The organism is Frankia sp. CeCAU1 (assembly GCF_977971845.1).
The window spans coordinates 18,325-34,169 of sequence record NZ_CDWWXA010000048.1 but is presented as its reverse complement, the minus strand read 5'-3'; the positions used below and the strand labels follow the sequence as shown (position 1 = coordinate 34,169).

Genomic DNA, 15,845 nt, shown 5'->3' with positions numbered 1-15,845 from the left:
AGCCCGACCCACCGGCCACCCCAGAGATCAACTCAAGCTGAGGCCCGACGAAAGCGTGCAGAACGCCCACTGAGGAACGGGCAAACACCGCCTCCACCAGCCAATCTATGCCGCCCTGATAAACTCTGGGCCGTGAATATGCTTGCCCAGGTGACCTCCACGCGTAGGCGTGATATCGAAGATCTCCGCGACCAGGTTCGCGGGTCTCGCCCCGCGGCCTTTCCTTCGTCACGCGACTATCCGCTGGCAAGGCTAAGTGCGATCGTCACGCAAGCATTGCAGGAGAAGTTTGCGCGTTCCGATCTCACGGCAGAGATCGAGTTGATCTCCCGAGAGAAGTTCGGCGCCGACGTGACGGTTAAGATGCCGATGCTCCTTAAAGAGGCGGGCGCGAAAGAGTTCGTTAGGACCTACATTCCGCGGGCCATCGAGGCCCTACAGGTCGAGGAGCTCAAGAAGGTAATTTCCGAGGCCACCGCCAAAGGCATCTACATCAATCTCACGCTGTCCGATAACTGGCTGGCGCAGGCCGTCCAGGGGATCAACAGCCTTGGCGATAGATTCGGCGAGAACGACAGTGCCGCCAGGCGGACCCTCATCATCGAATACTCGTCGCCGAACGTCGCGAAGAAGCTTCACGCTGGACACGTCCGATCAACTATCATTGGGCATGTGCTCGGCAATCTACACCAAGCATGCGGTGCGCTCGTATACCGGTTGAACCACATCAATGACTTCGGCGGATTCGGTTTCATGCTGGAGGGGTTTCGCCGTTTCGGCGATATGTTTCCCGCGGCCATGACCGAGAACGATCGCCTGCTGGAGATCTACGCCATCCGCCGCGCGCTGGAGAGGGTGGTTGCCTCCGGCGGAGGGCTGGGCGGCGCCAGCGAATCGGATGCCGCCGTGCTCCAGCGCTATTTCCCGGGCGTGGACAGCAAGGATGCGCTTGAGTCTGCGTTCAAGGGTTACGTGGAGGCGTCGGATGCCCGCTTTGCGAGGCTGGAGGGCGGAGACTCCGAGGAGGTGGAACTCTGGTCCAAGATGGTGGACTGGAGCCTTGCAGATTTCCGTTCTTTCTATGAAGCACTCGACATCCACATCGACTTCACGATCGGTGAAAGCTTTTACTTCCAGGCCGGTAATGAGGTGATCGAGACCGCTCTGCGCGACGGCCGGGCATTCGAGTTCACGGAGAGTCGCCTGCGCGAGGAAATCGCCAAGATCGAGCAGGCCATGTCTGCCGGTGAGATCACCTCCGCCGTTCGCGACCGGACTGTGGAGTTCGCCCGAAAGGATCTCGGAGCCATCGTCGTTCCTCTTCCAGGAAACGAGCGGTTCGTGGTCCGCAGGTCGGACGGCCGGAGCATCTACGCGACACGCGACGTCGGAGCCATCAAGCTCCGCCGTGATATCTTCGACCCGTCCGGCATCTACTATGTCGTGGGCCAAGAGCAGCGCGTCCATTTCGCGCGGCTCTTTCAAGCTGTCGAGGTCCTGGGTATCGCAAGCCGTGACGAACTGGACCTCCGGCACATCTACTTCGGCTTCTACGTCGATGAGAAGACTGGCCGGAAGCTCTCAAGCCGAGACAGCGTCGCCGGAGTGAACGATCTACTGAAGATGTCATTCGAGCACTTTTGGAAGAGGTCTGCGGAGCGCGGCACGATGACGGAGGAGGAACTCTCCGTCGCCGCCCAGCAGCTGGCGGTCGGCTCGCTCGTCTTCAACGACCTCAAGCAGGACATGAAGACGACTGTCGCCATGGCTCGCGGAGATCTTTCTCCGACCTTGACGGCCTTCGAGAAGTCAGGAGGACCGTATGTCGTCTACACCGCATGCCGCGCACGGGCAATCCTACGGAAATGGGGCAAGCCCGTGCCGAGTCTAGTTGACCTGACACATTTCGAGGTCAGCGACCAAGAGGCGCAGCTCATTCTCAAGTTGCAGGAGTTGCCAAGCAAGATTACCAGAGCAACAGGCGAGGATAGCCCGGCCATTCTCGTCCGCTATCTACTGGATCTGGCAGCACTCTACAATTCATACTATACGACCTCGCCAGTCCTTGAGGGCGAGGCCGCCAACGAATTTCGACTGATGATCACTCGGGCTGTTCAGTACACGCTGGTTAACGGGCTGCGTCTCTGTCACGTCGAGTGTCCCCCGAAGATCTGACGTGTAGTACCTCGAAGACGGCGTGCCGCGAATTCTGAGGTCATCAGACGGCGGGGTCAAATGGTCGTAGCGACGCCCGGACGGGATGATCGTGATGGCGTCGGGGGACTGGATGGTGGATGGGCCGGCGGGAGCAGTTGACAATCGAGGAACGGGAGCTGATTTCCCGGGAGTTGAGCACGAGCCGATCGGCTCGGTTCATCGCGAAGGAATTCGGCCGGCACCACTCGACGATCTCACGAGAAATCGAGCGTAACGGCGGCGGGCAGGTCTATCGGGCGGTGGAGGCGCAGGTCCGTGGCGGGCTGCGGACCCAGCTGACGCTCGCGCTGCGCAAGGGCCGGGCCAGGCGGGTGAACCGGTCCCGGACGACCGTGGCCCGTGGGCGGATCGTCGACATGACCGTCGCCACCGGCCTGCCCGTCTATTTCCGCGACCCGCACTTGCCGTGGCAGCGCGGGTCGAACGAGAACACCAACGGGTTGCTGCGCCAGTATTTTCCGAAGGGAACCGGCCTGTCGTTGCATGCCCAGGCCGGGCTTGATAAAATTGCCGAACAGCTGGATGGCAGGCCGCGGCAGACGCTGGGTTGGGCGAAGCCGGTCGCGGTCTTCAACGATTTGTTGGCAAGGCACGTGTCGCTATGACCGCCTGATTCCGCCGTTCTCACGTGCCCACGGGCGAGTATTACCTGCCTCGGCGAGAAACTCCTCATCCCGCGGCCGTCCCGAGGCGGAATCCGTCCGGCGTGGGCCAGGCTTGCCTCAATGATCCATAATGATCATTGACTGGAGTGGGTCGTGTGGGCGGCGTACCGGGCACCATTAGGGCAAGCAGCACCAGGACAACCACCAGGACAACGTCGTCTTCCTTGTAGCCCTCGCGGTAGTCCTCGCCCATCGAGATCGGGCCGACCGGCGGTGGATCGCCGAACGCCGGGGCCTGGGAGGGACAGCGGCCGACCGACGGCCGCGGGTGTCCGGGGAGGACCGGGCGCACGAGCCGCCGTCGGTGGGCGGCCGGGGCAGACCCCCGTCCACCGGCGGCTTCCAGCGATGGCTTCCAGCGATGGTGGCGGGTGGGTCAACGCGGAGCATGGACCGGGGAGGAGGACGCGGCGTGCCACCGGGCACGTGGGGAGCGGGAGGCGGGGCCGACCTGCGAGGATCGTGGGCATGGTGGTTCCGTCTGCCGCGCCGGCATCCGAGGAGCTGTTCCGGCGCGCCGAGCGTGTTGTTCCCGGTGGGGTCAATTCTCCGGTCCGAGCCTTCCGTGCCGTCGGCGGCACGCCGCGCTTCATGGTGGCGGGCAACGGCCCCTATCTGACCGATGCGGACGGGCGTACCTACATCGACCTGGTGTGCTCGTGGGGGCCGATGATCCTCGGCCATGCCCATCCGGCCGTCGTCGAGGCGGTGTCGCGCGCCGTCTCGGCCGGCACCAGCTTCGGCACCCCCACACCGGGGGAGGTGGAGCTCGCGGAGCTGATCGTCGACCGGGTCGGCCCGGTCGAGAAGGTACGCCTGGTCAACTCCGGCACCGAGGCGACGATGAGCGCCGTGCGGCTGGCCCGGGGTTTCACCGGCCGGTCGACCATCATCAAGTTCGCCGGCTGCTACCATGGGCACGTTGACGCGCTGCTCGCCTCCGCTGGTTCCGGAGTGGCGACCCTCGGGTTGCCGGACACCCCGGGAGTCACCGGCGCCGCCACCGCGGACACCATCGTTCTGCCCTACAACGATCTCGCGCTGGTCGAGGCGGTCTTCGTCGAGCGCGGTGAGACGATCGCGGCGGTCATCACGGAGGCCGCCGCCGCCAACATGGGGGTCGTCCCGCCGCTGCCCGGCTTCAACGCCGGGTTGCGCCGGCTGTGCGACATCCACGGCGCGCTGCTCATTCTCGACGAGGTGATGACCGGGTTCCGCATCTCACGCGCCGGCTGGTGGGGCAACGAGGGCGCGATCGAGGACTGGTCGCCGGACCTGTTCACCTTCGGCAAGGTGATGGGCGGCGGGCTGCCCGCGGCGGCCTTCGGTGGGCGGGCGGACGTGATGGCCAGGCTCGCACCCGCCGGCCCGGTGTACCAGGCGGGCACGCTGTCGGGTAACCCGATTGCCGTCGCCGCTGGACTCGCCACCCTGCGGGCCTGCACCGATGAGGTCTACGCCACCGTCGACACCCGCGCCGCCGACGTGGCCGGGATCGTCTCAACCGCGTTGACCGAGGAGGGCGTGGCCCACCTGCCGAGCAGCGCCGGATCGCTGTTCAGCTTCTTCTTCACCGACGCCGCCACCGTGGTCGACTACGCCGGCGCCCAGGCGCAGAACACCGCCCGGTACGCGGCGTTCTTCCACAGCATGCTCGACGCCGGGATCTACCTGCCGCCGTCGGCGTTCGAGGCGTGGTTCGTCTCGGCCGCGCATGACGACGAGACGGTGGAGCGGATCGCTGCGGCGGCACCGGCGGCCGCACGTGCCGCCGCAGCGGTACCCGAACCGGTGACCGTCTCCGCCTCTCCCGAGGGGCGGGCATGACGGAGCCGACTTCGTTGACCCGGGTGCATCTGGTTCGCCACGGCGAGGTCTTCAACCCGGAGAAGATCCTCTACGGCCGGCTGCCGGGGTTCCGGTTGTCCGACAAGGGCCAGCAGCAGGCGAAGGTCACCGCGGAGTTCCTCGCGGAGCTGGACGTCGCGGCCGTGGTCGCGAGTCCGCTGGATCGTGCCCAGCAGACCGCTGCGCCCATCGCCGCGGCGCACGCACTCGCCGTCCAGGCCGACCCGCGGCTGATCGAAAGCCGCAACGCCTTCGAGGGCAGAACGTTCGAGGCCGGCCCGGCGGTGGTCCGCTACCCCGCCCTGTGGCGCCTGCTACTCAATCCGTTCCGCCCATCCTGGGGCGAACCGTACGACGAGATCGCCGCGCGGATGCTCGTGGCTGTCGTGGAATGGCGCGACGCCCACCCCGGTCGGCACGTCGTGCTCGTCAGCCACCAGCTTCCGGTCTGGACGGCTCGGCGTGCCCTGGAGAGAGTGCCCCTCTGGCACCGTCCCGACCGGCGGCAGTGCGGGCTGGCGAGCGTCACCACGGCCGTCTACCGGGAGTCCGAGCTCGTCGGCGTCGAGTACGCGGAGCCGAACGGGCCGACCGCGAACACGCCTGGATCGGTCGGCGCCTGACGAACTCCACCGGTCCCGAGTCACCGGCGCCGGCCGTCGCTGCCCCGCCGGCCCTCGCGGCCCTGCGGGCCGTGCTGCCGTTCCTGCGCTGCCCCGTGTGCGGCGACGCGCTGCACCCGGTGGACAGATCCCTGCGCTGTCCCGCCGGGCACGACTTCGACGTCGGCCGCGGCGGCTATGTCAACCTGCGCACCGGCCGGACTCGGCGGGTCGTCGGCGACAGCGCCGTCATGGTCGCCGCGCGGGAGTCCTTCCTCGGTGGTGGCCACTACGGGCCGCTCACCGCCCGGTTGGCCCAGATCGCGTATCCCGTCCCCGGGGGGCCATCCGGGCTATCCGGGCCATTCGGGCCGCCCGGTCGGGTGATCCTCGACGTCGGTGCCGGGACCGGGCACCATCTGGCCGGCGTGGTCGGTGCGCGACCGGACGCCGTCGGCCTCGCCGTCGACGTCTCCAAGTACGCCCTGCGTCGCGCGGCGCGTGCCCATCCCCGGATCGGCGCGGTCTCCTTCGACGTCGCCGCCCCCTGGCCGGTGGCCGACCACGCCGTCGCCGTGCTCCTCGACGTCTTCGCGCCGCGCAACCTGGCCCAGATGCACCGGGTGCTGCGCCCCGACGGGCTGCTCATCGTCGTCACCCCCGGGCCGGGCCATCTCGCCGAGCTGCACGGCCCGCTCGGACTCGTCGGGATACAGGCGGGCAAGAGCGACCGGCTCGACGAACGGACCACCGGACGGTTCGAGCCGATCATTGTCGAGCACGTTGACGTTCCGCTCACGCTGAACACCGACCAGATCGTCGACCTGGCTCTGATGGGCCCGACCGGCCATCACCGGGCGCCCGACCAGCTGCGCCGACGGGCCGAAACCGCCTTCCCCGGGAGCGCCACCGTCACGGCCCGTTTTCAGATCCGCGGTTACCGTCCGCTCCCGGTCCCGCCGGTGGCCGGCGGCCGGTGACGGCGGCGGAACGGTGCCCGCCTGGCAGATGGAGCCCACAGGTGTCCTTCGTCGAGAAGCCCATGCGCGTCTCGCGGCCCCTCCACCTACCCTGAGTTGAGTTCTACAGTTGGTCGTAGACAGGTTCCCGGGTGGGAAGGGGCAGGGCACATACTGGTTCGCGTGGCGGAGAAGGGATGGCGGTCCGCGTCGGATGACAGGTCGGACCCGCCGGTGACAGGCATTGCCCCGATGCGGCGGACACGCCGGGCCTGGTCGGCCCGCCGTGTCCGCCGGGCGGGACGCATCGCCTTGGCCGCCGTGGCGCTCGCGGCGGCCGGGCTGCTGGCCGCCTGCTCCCCCGGGGCGAACTCGGTCGACGCCACCGGTGGTGGGGGCTACGGCTTCGTCCAGCAGGCGGCCGGGCAGGACTTCGCCGCCCCCGGAAACCGGCATCCAGCACCCCCCCTGTCCGGTAAGACTCTCGACGGGACCTCCCTCGACCTCTCGTCCTACCGAGGGAAGATCGTTGTGATCAATTTCTGGGCCTCGTGGTGCGCTCCCTGCCGCGCGGAGACGCCAGGCCTGGTCCAGCTGGCCAAGGACAACCCCACGGTGGCGTTCCTCGGTGTCAACGAGAAGGACACCGTCTCCGGTGCGAAGGCCTTCACGCAGGACTTCGGCAGGTCCTACCCGAGCATCGTCGACAAGCTGGGCACCCTCGCCGCGGGCTGGCCGGTCGCTCCGGGCCTCCCGTCGACGTTCGTGCTCGACCAGAACGGGCGGATCGCGGCCCGGTTCACCGGTGGTGTGCTGCCCGACGACCTGAAGCCCGCGTTGGGCCGTCTGCAGGCCGAGGCGTGAGCGGGCACCGTTTGCCCGGGGCGGAGGACCCGCGGTGAGCGTGGTCGGGCTCATCACCGACGGGCCGGTCCTGCTCGCCGCGCCGGTCGCCGCCGCGGCGGGACTGCTCTCTTTTCTTTCCCCCTGCGTCCTTCCGCTGGTGCCGGGCTATCTCAGCTTCGTCACCGGCCTGTCCGGGGCGGAGCTTCAGGATCGTTCGAGGCGAGTTGCCGCCACCCCGGGCGGGCTGCCGGGCCGGGCACCGGCGATGCCGGCGGTGTCCGTAGCGGTGCCGGCGGTGTCCGTAGCGGTGCCGGGCATGGCGGTGGCCGGCGGGGCGGCGGTCTCTGGTGCCCTCGCCCGGGACGACGAGGGGACCGGGTCGCCCGGGCCGCGGCTGTACCGGCTGCGCGCGGGGGGGCGGGTCGCCGCGGGCACGGGTCTGTTCGTGCTCGGCTTCACCGCGGTCTTCGTGTCCTACGGCGCGGCGTTCGGTGGGCTCGGGCAGTGGCTCACCCGCCATCAGGTCGGCGTCAGCCAGCTCCTCGGGGTTGTCACCATCGTGATGGGACTCGCGTTTGCCGGCGTGTTCTCCCGGCTGTCCTGGGCGAACAGGGAGTGGCGCATCCACCGGTTGCCGGCGTCCGGCCTGCTCGGCGCGCCCGTGCTGGGGGCGCTCTTCGGAATCGGCTGGACGCCTTGCCTCGGCCCGACGTTGTCGGCCGTCCTGGGGCTGGCGGTGACGAGCGCGACGGCGCAGCGGGGAGCGGTCCTCTCCGCGGTGTACTGCCTCGGGCTCGGGCTGCCGTTCCTCGCCGTCGGACTGGCTTTCCGACGTGCCGTCGGCGCCCTGCGGGTGCTGCGACGGCATACCCGCATCCTGACCCTGCTCGGCGGCATGCTGCTCGTCACGGTCGGAGTGCTTCAACTCACGGGGGAGTGGGCCGACCTGGTTGCGAACCTACGGCCCTACGCCCCCGGCTTCTCGGAGACGCCGCTGTGACCTCCTCAACCCGTTCGAACGCCCGGCTCGCGCCTGCGTCCGGAACCGTCGATCCCGCAGCACTCGCCGTCGATCCCGCGCCACTCGCCGCCGGGCCCGTCGACGTCGAACCCATCAACACTGTCGAGGTCGAGTCCGACCTTGAGAAGCCCGACCTTGAGAAGTCCGACCTCGATTCCGCCGTCGAGTCCGCGGGATTCGGCTCCGACGCGGCGGCCAGCGCGCGCCGTCTGCCCGAGGGGCATGCCGACGCCCGCGCCGCAGCCCCCGAGGCGTTCGACCCGCCGGACAGCGCGGCCGGTCCGTCGTCCGACGACCCCGGTACGCCGACCGACGGACCGGGGCGCGCTCCCGGCGCCGGTGGCCGGTTCACCCGGCATCCGGCCCTTGCCCTCGCCGTCCGGTCCTGGCGTCAGCTCACCAGCATGCGTACCGCGCTGCTGCTGCTGTTCCTGCTGGCCCTGGCTGCCGTGCCCGGATCGCTCCTGCCGCAACGCGCCATCAACCCGATGCGGGTGGAGCAGTACCGCGCCGACCACCCCACCCTCGGTCCGCTGCTCGACCGGTTCTCCGGGTTTGACGTCTTCGCCGCGCCCTGGTTCGCAGCGATCTACCTGCTGCTGTTCATCTCCCTGATTGGCTGCCTGTCGTCCCGGATCCGCTGGCATGCCAGAGCGTTGTTCACCGCGCCGCCGAAGGCCCCGGCCCGGCCCGGCCGGCTGCCCGGCGGCAGCGCCTGGACGAGTCCGATGGAGCCCGCCGACGCGATGGCGGCTGCCCGGCAGGCGCTGCGCCGACGGCGCTTCCGGGCCACGGCCACGGCTGGGGAGGCCCACGACGCGAAGGGGACTGCCGACCACTCCGTCGCAGCGGAGAAGGGGTACCTGCGCGAGACCGGCAACCTCGTCTTCCACATTGCCCTGGTGGGGCTGCTCGCCGCGGTGGGCTTCGGTTCCTGGTACGGATACTCCGGGACCGTGCTCGTCGTTTCCGGGAGCGGGTTCGCGAACACGATCATCTCCTATGACCAGTTCAACGCTGGTCAGCGCGTCGACACCGCGAAGCTGCGTCCGTTCTCGCTCACGCTGGACCGGTTCAACGCCACGTTCCAGCCAAGCGGCCAGCCGTCCGACTTCCGCGCCGACGTCACGTATGCCGCCGCGCTGAACGCCCCGACCCGCAAGGCGACCATCCGCGTCAACCATCCGCTGGTGATCGGCAACGCCAAGATTTACCTCATCGGGCATGGATTCGCCCCGCACTTCGTGCTTCGCGACGCCGCGCGCAAGGTCGTCTGGGAGGCGAACGTGCCGTGTACCCCGCGGGACGGCATGTTCACCTCAACCTGCACCGTCAAGATCCCCGATACCGGACTGCCCGCGCTGGGCGTCCGCAAGGAGCCCCAGCAGCTGGCCTTCAGCGGCGTGTTCACGCCGACCACCCGCCTCGACCCGACCCAGGGATACGTCTCCGCGTTCCCCGCCGCCCGCGCGCCCGGTCTGACGATCACGGGATTCGTCGGCAACCTCCATCTCAACGAGGGCATTCCACAGAACGTCTACACGGTCGACACCCGCGACCTGCGCCAGATCACGATGACGGGTCCGGCGGGCAGCGAGCGCACCGCGCAGGTCCTGGCCCTCGACAACCCGCGGCAGCGCACCCTTACCGGGCTACCCGGCGGGATGAGCCTCGAGGCCGACCGCGTAGCCGAGTTCGCCACCTTCCAGGTCAAGTCCGACCCGTTCAAGGGCGAGGCGTTGCTCTTCGCGGTCCTCATCATCGTCGGGCTGATCGCGAGTCTTCGGGTGCGCCGCCGCCGGGTATGGGTGCGGGCCCGGCCAGCGGCCGCCGGTGGGTGCACGGTGGAGATCGGTGGGCTGTCCCGCTCCGACGCCGACGGGTTCGCCGTCGAGCTGGCCCAGCTCACGACCCTGCTCCGGGAGGCCACCGGGCCCGCGGGCACCGACCGGTCCGTGCCGACCGCCTCGGAATCGCGCGGCGCCGAACCAGCCAGTACCGAACCAGCCAGTACCGAACCCAGTAGTACCGAACCGGGTGGCACCGCAGCCGGCGATGCCGCGTCGAGTGCCAGCGAACGGGAGCACTGATGGCGGTCAACGAGGGCGTAGCCAGCCTTTCCGATCATCTGTTTGGCAGCGGCGAGGCGGTGTACGCCACGGCGATGCTCGGCTACGCGGCCGAGTTCGCGTTCAGCCGGCTCGGCCTGCGCCACGACGTGGCTCAGGAGGCGGCGGCCGTCCCGGCACGGCAGGGGGCCGGGCGGCCGGCGGCGCTGATCGGGGCGGCGGCCGGCGGGATCGGCGCCGCCGCCGATCCCGCCGAGGCAGCCGGCCCGACCGACGGGGCCGCGACCCCGATCGACCCGTCCGACCCCGCCGCCGTGGCCCTCGCTGCGGCCCGGGCCCGGGAGATCGAGGCTGTCCGGCGGCGGGCGAACGCCGCGCACACGCTGGCCGCCGGTAACGACGGCGACGTGGCGGTTCCCGCGCGTGCCCGGTGGATCGGGCGAATCGCCGTCGCGCTGACGGTCGTCGGCTGGACGCTGCACCTGGGGTCCGTTATCACTCGTGGCCTCGCGGCGGACCGGGTGCCCTGGGGCAACATGTACGAGTTCTCGTCGATGATCTGCCTGATCGCGGTCACGACGTTTCTCGCCCTGATGATCCGGCAGCCGGTCCGGTGGTTGGGCGTCTTCGTCATGCTGCCGGTCGTGCTCTCGCTCGGTTTCGCCGGCACTGTGCTCTATGTCGCTGCGGGACCGCTGGTGCCCGCGCTCAACTCGTACTGGCTCAAGATCCATGTGGTCGGTGCGATCGTCGCCAGCGGGGTGTTCCTGGTCTCCGCCGTGACCACGGTGTTGTTCCTCATCAAGGAGCGTTGGGAAAATCGGCTGGCCGAGGTCGCGGCCGGACGGGCTGACGCGAGCCAGGCCATGCAGCGCCGGGGCGGCATCGTCATGCGCCTGCCGTCGTCGGCGGCGCTCGACACCCTGTCCTACCGGGTCATCGCGTTCGCGTTCCCGATCTGGACCTTCGCGATCATTGCCGGGGCGATCTGGGCGGAATCAGCATGGGGCCGCTACTGGGGGTGGGACCCCAAGGAGACGTGGTCGTTCATCACCTGGGTCTGCTACGCCGCCTACCTGCACGCCCGCGCGACGGCCGGATGGCGTGGGCGGCGGGCCGCGGCGATCTCGCTGCTGGCCTTCAGCGCCCTGTTCGTGGACTACTACCTGGTGAATCTGGTCATCTCGGGGCTGCACTCCTACGCCGGCATCTGACCCTCCCCACGGCTGCTGGTCCCTGGTTCCGGCCTGGCCCGCCGGGGAGAACGGGCGGGCCACCCGCAGCCTGCGGAGAACACCCCGCCCGGCCGCGTACCGGAACGACGGACCGCTGCTTGTCCCGGTGCGCGGAGCCGGTCAGCCGCGGGCTCGTGCCCCTGGATCCCCCGCGTCCATGCGGCTCAGCCGCGGGACGATGACGACGGAGGTCCGGCCTCGCCCTTGCGGATCCGGGCGGACAGCTCCCGCATGAAGTCCGGGTCGTCGTCGGGACCCTTCGGCCGGACGGCGGCCCGGCGGGTGCCCGTCCGCGCGCTGTACCGGCCGAAGCCGCCATCACGCCGGCTGTCGATGCCCCAGGACGATCGTTGCCCGAAGGCCGGATGGTCGGAGACCGGCCGGCGCAACGGCCGCTCGCCGACGCTGTTCGCGCGAGGTCGACCGAAGAAAAACCATCCGGCGGTGCCGAAGATACCAAGGAAGATCACTGCTACGATCCACGCGAGTTTGGGCATGATCCGAACCTCCTCGGGGGGTGTCCCGAAGACATCGATGATCGCGTAAGCCCAAACACCAATGATCACAAACGTCAGCGCGAGGCCCAGCACCGGCCGGTCGCTCCTTCCTGCTTTTCTTGATCGTTATGTCCGTCTTGACCTGTCAGGTATGGAACATCCGATCCGCGGGCATCTAATCCCCGACCCGTGGCGAAACCCCCGACCCGTGGCGAAACCCCCGACCCGTGGCGACGTCACGGACGGATGGCGTCACGGACGGGCGACCTCACCAGATGGGTCAGGCGAGCACGTACCGTCCGCTATGGCCCGCGACGGACGTACATGTCGTGGTGATGGCCGGCCCGTGTATCTCTAGTGTGCCTTCCGCGCCGCCTCCTCGTCCTCCCGGTCCGTTATCCGACGAGGCCGTGCCCGGGACGTGACGTGTTGAACTGGGATCGTGACCACCTGTGGGCGGTCGGGCATCCACCCGTGGCGACTGCGAGGATGGAGGTCATGGCCTGGGCGGATCTGCGTGCGTTCCTTGCTCATCTCGAAAGGCGGAAGGATCTGCGCCGCGTCACCGTACCCGTCGACCCGCGTCTCGAGGTCACCGAGATCGTGACCCGGGTGGTACGGGAGCGCGGGCCGGCTCTGCTGTTCGAGTCCCCGGCCGGCGCCGACATGCCGCTGGCGATCAATGTGTTCGGCACCGAGGAGCGGATGGCTGCCGCGCTCGGCGTCGAGGCGCTGGACGACATCGGTGAACGGCTCGGCGCGCTGCTGCGCCCGCAGCTGCCGATCGGCCTGTCCGGGTTGCGTGAGGCGTTCGGCAAGGCGGCGTCGCTCGCCTCGGTCCCGCCCCGCCGGGTCCGGACCGCGCCCTGCCAGGACGTCGTCCTCAAGGGTCCGGACGTCGACCTGTTCCGGCTGCCGGGGGTGCACGCCTGGCCGAACGACGGCGGGGCCTTCCTCAACCTCGGTCTGACGCACACAAAGCACCCCGAGACCGGGGCGCGTAACCTCGGGATGTACCGGTTGCAACGCCATGACGCACGCACCGTCGGCATGCACTGGCAGATCCACAAGGACTCCAACGCGCATCACGCGGTCGCCGAGCGGCGTGGGGAGCGGCTGCCGGTCGCCATCGCGTTCGGGTGTGACCCGGCGGTCACCTACGCCGCGTCCGCGCCCCTGCCTGCCGACCTCGACGAGTACCTGTTCGCCGGTTACCTGCGCGGCGAGCGGGTGGAGATGGTCGACTGCCTCTCCGTCCCGCTGCGGGTGCCCGCGAACGCACAGGTGGTGATCGAGGGCTGGCTCGAGCCGGGGGAGCGGCTGCCCGAGGGGCCGTTCGGCGACCACACCGGCTTCTACACGCCCGTCGAACCGTTCCCGGCGCTGCACGTCGACGTGATGACGATGCAGCGTGACCCGGTGTTCCAGACGATCGTGGTCGGTCGGCCGCCGCAGGAGGACGGCCCGATGGGCAAGGCCACCGAACGGATCTTCCTGCCACTGGTCAGGATGATGATTCCCGAGATCGTCGACTACGACCTGCCCGAGGCGGGGGTGTTCCACAATTGCTGCATCGTCTCCATCGAGAAGCGTTATCCGAAGCACGCGCAGAAGGTGATGAACGCGGTATGGGGGGCCGGGCTGCTGTCGTTGTCGAAGCTGATCGTGGTCGTCGACGCCGACTGCGACGTGCACGACTACCACGAGGTCGCTTGGCGCGCCTTCGGCAACGTCGACTATGCCCACGACCTGATCACCACCATCGGGCCGGTGGACCATCTCGACCACGCCGCCTACGAGCAGTTCTGGGGCGGCAAGGTCGGTGTGGACGCGACCCGCAAGCTACCGAGCGAGGGTTACCGGCGCGACGGCGGCTGGCCGGAGGAGATCGTCATGGACGAGGCGGTCCGCGAACGGGTCACCCGCCGATGGAAGGAGTATGGCCTGTGACCGTCCTCCGTTTTTCTTGCCCAGCCAGAGGGACAAAAAGGACGCTGGGGCCTCTGGCTGGGCAAGGAACAAGGAGTGGTGATCGCGGTGAGTGACGCCGCGTGGGTGCCGGGCGCGTCGGAGCCGGTCGGGCGAGGGTCGGGAGCCGGCCCGGGACACGCCACCGGCCGGGTACGGGCGTTTCTGCGGCTCGTCGTCATCGAGCACTCGGTCTTCGCGCTGCCGTTCGCCTACATCGCGGCGCTCGCAGCCTCGTTCGCGGATTCCCGGTCGGTGCACTGGTCGGACCTCGCCCTCGTCACCGTGGCGATGGTCGCGGCCCGAACTTTCGCCATGGCCGCAAACCGGGTCATCGATCGCGCGATCGACGCCCGTAATCCGAGGACGGCGAACCGAGAGCTGGTCACCGGCGTGGTCTCGGTGCGTACGGCGGTCGTCGGCGCCGCGGTCGCGCTCGCCGTCTTCCTCACCTCCGCCGCGGCCTTGTCCTGGCTCTGCCTGCTGCTCGCGCCGGTCGCCGTCGCGCCGCTCGTCGTCTACCCCTACGCGAAACGGTTCACCGACTTCCCACACGCCGTGCTCGGCATCGCCCAGGCGGTGGCCCCGGTCGGCGCGTGGATCGCGGTCACCGGTGAGTGGTCCTGGGCCGCCCTGGTGCTCGGCCTTGCGGTCGGTAGCTGGATCGGCGGCTTCGACGTGATCTACGCCTGCCAGGATGCCGAGGTCGACCGGCGCATCGGCGTGCGTGCGGTGCCGGCCCGGTTCGGGGTGCGGGCCGCGCTCATTGGTTCCACGGTTACGCATATGATCACCTTTGCGTTGTTCATCGTCTACGGGCTGATGGACAGCGCCGGTCCGTGGTGGTGGGCTGGGCTCGTGCTGACGGCGGCGGCATTCTGCTATGAGCACGCCATCGTGTCCCCGAACGACCTGTCGCGGGTCAACCGGGCCTTCCTCACCGCGAACGGATTCGTCGGCATCGTCTTGTTCCTCTTCGCCGTTGTCGATCTCGCCAGCCGTGGTCTGGCCGTCTGAGCATCGGATTCGTCATGGCCGATGTGTTCACTGCCCCCGAGGAGGGGGCCGGAGCACGCCTGCCGTGGGTGGTCGGGGTGAGCGGTGCCAGTGGAACCCCCTACGCGGCCGCGGTGCTGCGTGGCCTGCTGGCCGCTCGGCTGCCAGTCGATCTGGTGCTGTCCCGCGCGGCCCGCCTGACCCTGCTCGATGAGACGGGTATCGCCTGGCGTGACTCCGCCTGGGCGAAAGCCCTGGTCACGTGGCTGTCCATGCCCCTGGGCGGGGTGTCACCTCCGGAGGGTCCGTCGGCGCGGCTGGCCGATCGTGACGTGCTGGCCGATCGTGACGTGCTGGCCGATACGGTGTCCACCCTCGTCGCGGTACATGCCCCTGGTGATCTGGGGGCGCCGACGAGCAGCGGTTCGTACCCGACTCGCGGGATGATCGTTGTCCCGGCGAGCACCGCCTGCCTGGCCGGTATCACCCTGGGACTGTCCAAGGATCTGTTGCAGCGGTCGGCGGATGTCACGCTCAAGGAAGGCCGCCGTCTGATCGTCGTCCCGCGGGAGATGCCCTACACTCGCGCGACGCTGCGCCACATGCTGGACCTGCACGACGCCGGGGCGGTGGTGGCCGCGGCGAGCCCGGGGTTTTACGCGGGTGTGCGGACGGCTGGCGATCTCGTCGACTTCGTGGCCGGGCGGGTGCTGGACGCCGCCGACGTGCCGCACACGCTCTTCCGGCGTTGGACCGGCGAGCTCGGCGGCGCCCGCCGTGACCTGGCGGACCGCCGTGACCTGCTGGAGGTCGAGACGGCGCCACCGGCCGGGTGACGCCTGTTCCCCCTGGCGCAGGCCCCACCCCGACAGGCACAGTTGTCGGGAACGGGCCCCGACCGGGGCCGCGGTGCCGGCGGGAT

The 15,845-nt window shown here is 69.3% G+C and carries 12 protein-coding genes and 2 pseudogenes; 13 read left to right on the top strand and 1 reads right to left on the bottom strand.

The features are described 5' to 3' along the window. The first annotated feature begins 138 nt into the window (after positions 1–138). The 10 genes and pseudogenes from argS to ccsB all read left to right on the top strand — a co-directional run bounded on the left by argS (position 139) and on the right by ccsB (position 11,441). Positions 139–2,175 carry an arginine--tRNA ligase domain-containing protein gene (argS, locus tag AC08OO_RS11070; RefSeq protein WP_476610846.1) on the top strand — a complete coding sequence of 679 codons (2,037 nt, stop codon included), beginning with the start codon at positions 139–141 and terminating at the stop codon, positions 2,173–2,175. Positions 2,176–2,294: 119 nt separating this feature from the next. After that, a pseudogene (locus AC08OO_RS11065) lies at positions 2,295–2,420 on the top strand (helix-turn-helix domain-containing protein); the annotation flags it as partial. Positions 2,421–2,576: 156 nt separating this feature from the next. Beyond that, positions 2,577–2,822, top strand: a pseudogene (locus tag AC08OO_RS11060) (transposase); the annotation flags it as partial. Positions 2,823–3,350: 528 nt separating this feature from the next. After that, positions 3,351–4,709, top strand: coding sequence for a glutamate-1-semialdehyde 2,1-aminomutase (gene hemL, locus AC08OO_RS11055; protein WP_476610845.1), 1,359 nt, complete (start codon positions 3,351–3,353; stop codon positions 4,707–4,709). Beyond that, positions 4,706–5,353 (top strand): histidine phosphatase family protein, encoded by a 648-nt coding sequence (locus AC08OO_RS11050; protein WP_476610844.1) that lies wholly within the window; start codon positions 4,706–4,708, stop codon positions 5,351–5,353. Before hemL ends, AC08OO_RS11050 begins: the two co-directional genes overlap by 4 nt. 71 nt (positions 5,354–5,424) lie before the next feature. Then, entirely contained in the window at positions 5,425–6,312 is an 888-nt protein-coding gene (locus tag AC08OO_RS11045) for a putative RNA methyltransferase (protein WP_476610843.1), read from the top strand. 213 nt (positions 6,313–6,525) lie between these two features. Next, entirely contained in the window at positions 6,526–7,155 is a 630-nt protein-coding gene (locus AC08OO_RS11040) for a TlpA family protein disulfide reductase (RefSeq protein WP_476610842.1), read from the top strand. Between the two features lie 34 nt (positions 7,156–7,189). After that, positions 7,190–8,137, top strand: a complete 948-nt coding sequence (locus AC08OO_RS11035) for a cytochrome c biogenesis CcdA family protein (protein WP_476610841.1) — start codon at positions 7,190–7,192, stop codon at positions 8,135–8,137. Continuing rightward, positions 8,134–10,248: a cytochrome c biogenesis protein ResB gene (resB, locus tag AC08OO_RS11030; RefSeq protein ID WP_476610840.1), complete on the top strand. Its 2,115-nt coding sequence runs from the start codon at positions 8,134–8,136 to the stop codon at positions 10,246–10,248. Before AC08OO_RS11035 ends, resB begins: the two co-directional genes overlap by 4 nt. Then, the gene (gene ccsB / locus AC08OO_RS11025; protein ID WP_476610839.1) at positions 10,248–11,441 is read left to right on the top strand and encodes a c-type cytochrome biogenesis protein CcsB; all 1,194 of its coding nucleotides are present in this window, start codon (positions 10,248–10,250) and stop codon (positions 11,439–11,441) included. Before resB ends, ccsB begins: the two co-directional genes overlap by 1 nt. Positions 11,442–11,626: 185 nt before the next feature. Here ccsB and AC08OO_RS11020 read toward each other — a convergent pair whose 3' ends face one another. Next, positions 11,627–12,052 (bottom strand): PLD nuclease N-terminal domain-containing protein, encoded by a 426-nt coding sequence (locus AC08OO_RS11020; RefSeq protein WP_011434974.1) that lies wholly within the window; start codon positions 12,050–12,052, stop codon positions 11,627–11,629. A gap of 405 nt (positions 12,053–12,457) precedes the next feature. Between AC08OO_RS11020 and AC08OO_RS11015 the strand changes: the two genes are divergently transcribed. The 3 genes from AC08OO_RS11015 to AC08OO_RS11005 all read left to right on the top strand — a co-directional run bounded on the left by AC08OO_RS11015 (position 12,458) and on the right by AC08OO_RS11005 (position 15,759). After that, positions 12,458–13,909, top strand: coding sequence for a menaquinone biosynthesis decarboxylase (locus tag AC08OO_RS11015; RefSeq protein WP_023839804.1), 1,452 nt, complete (start codon positions 12,458–12,460; stop codon positions 13,907–13,909). Positions 13,910–13,996: 87 nt separating this feature from the next. Further along, positions 13,997–14,944 carry a menaquinone biosynthesis prenyltransferase MqnP gene (mqnP, locus tag AC08OO_RS11010; RefSeq protein WP_476610838.1) on the top strand — a complete coding sequence of 316 codons (948 nt, stop codon included), beginning with the start codon at positions 13,997–13,999 and terminating at the stop codon, positions 14,942–14,944. A gap of 14 nt (positions 14,945–14,958) precedes the next feature. Continuing rightward, entirely contained in the window at positions 14,959–15,759 is an 801-nt protein-coding gene (locus AC08OO_RS11005) for a UbiX family flavin prenyltransferase (protein ID WP_476610837.1), read from the top strand. The last annotated feature ends 86 nt before the right edge of the window (positions 15,760–15,845 follow it).

What these genes read in the sequence shown, in the direction of transcription:
- argS (WP_476610846.1), top strand. Translation starts at nt 139, where the DNA reads ATGCTTGCCCAGGTGACCTCCACGCGTAGGCGTGATATCGAAGATCTC.
- hemL (WP_476610845.1), top strand. Translation starts at nt 3,351, where the DNA reads ATGGTGGTTCCGTCTGCCGCGCCGGCATCCGAGGAGCTGTTCCGGCGC.
- AC08OO_RS11050 (WP_476610844.1), top strand. Translation starts at nt 4,706, where the DNA reads ATGACGGAGCCGACTTCGTTGACCCGGGTGCATCTGGTTCGCCACGGC.
- ccsB (WP_476610839.1), top strand. Translation starts at nt 10,248, where the DNA reads ATGGCGGTCAACGAGGGCGTAGCCAGCCTTTCCGATCATCTGTTTGGC.
- AC08OO_RS11015 (WP_023839804.1), top strand. Translation starts at nt 12,458, where the DNA reads ATGGCCTGGGCGGATCTGCGTGCGTTCCTTGCTCATCTCGAAAGGCGG.
- AC08OO_RS11005 (WP_476610837.1), top strand. Translation starts at nt 14,959, where the DNA reads ATGGCCGATGTGTTCACTGCCCCCGAGGAGGGGGCCGGAGCACGCCTG.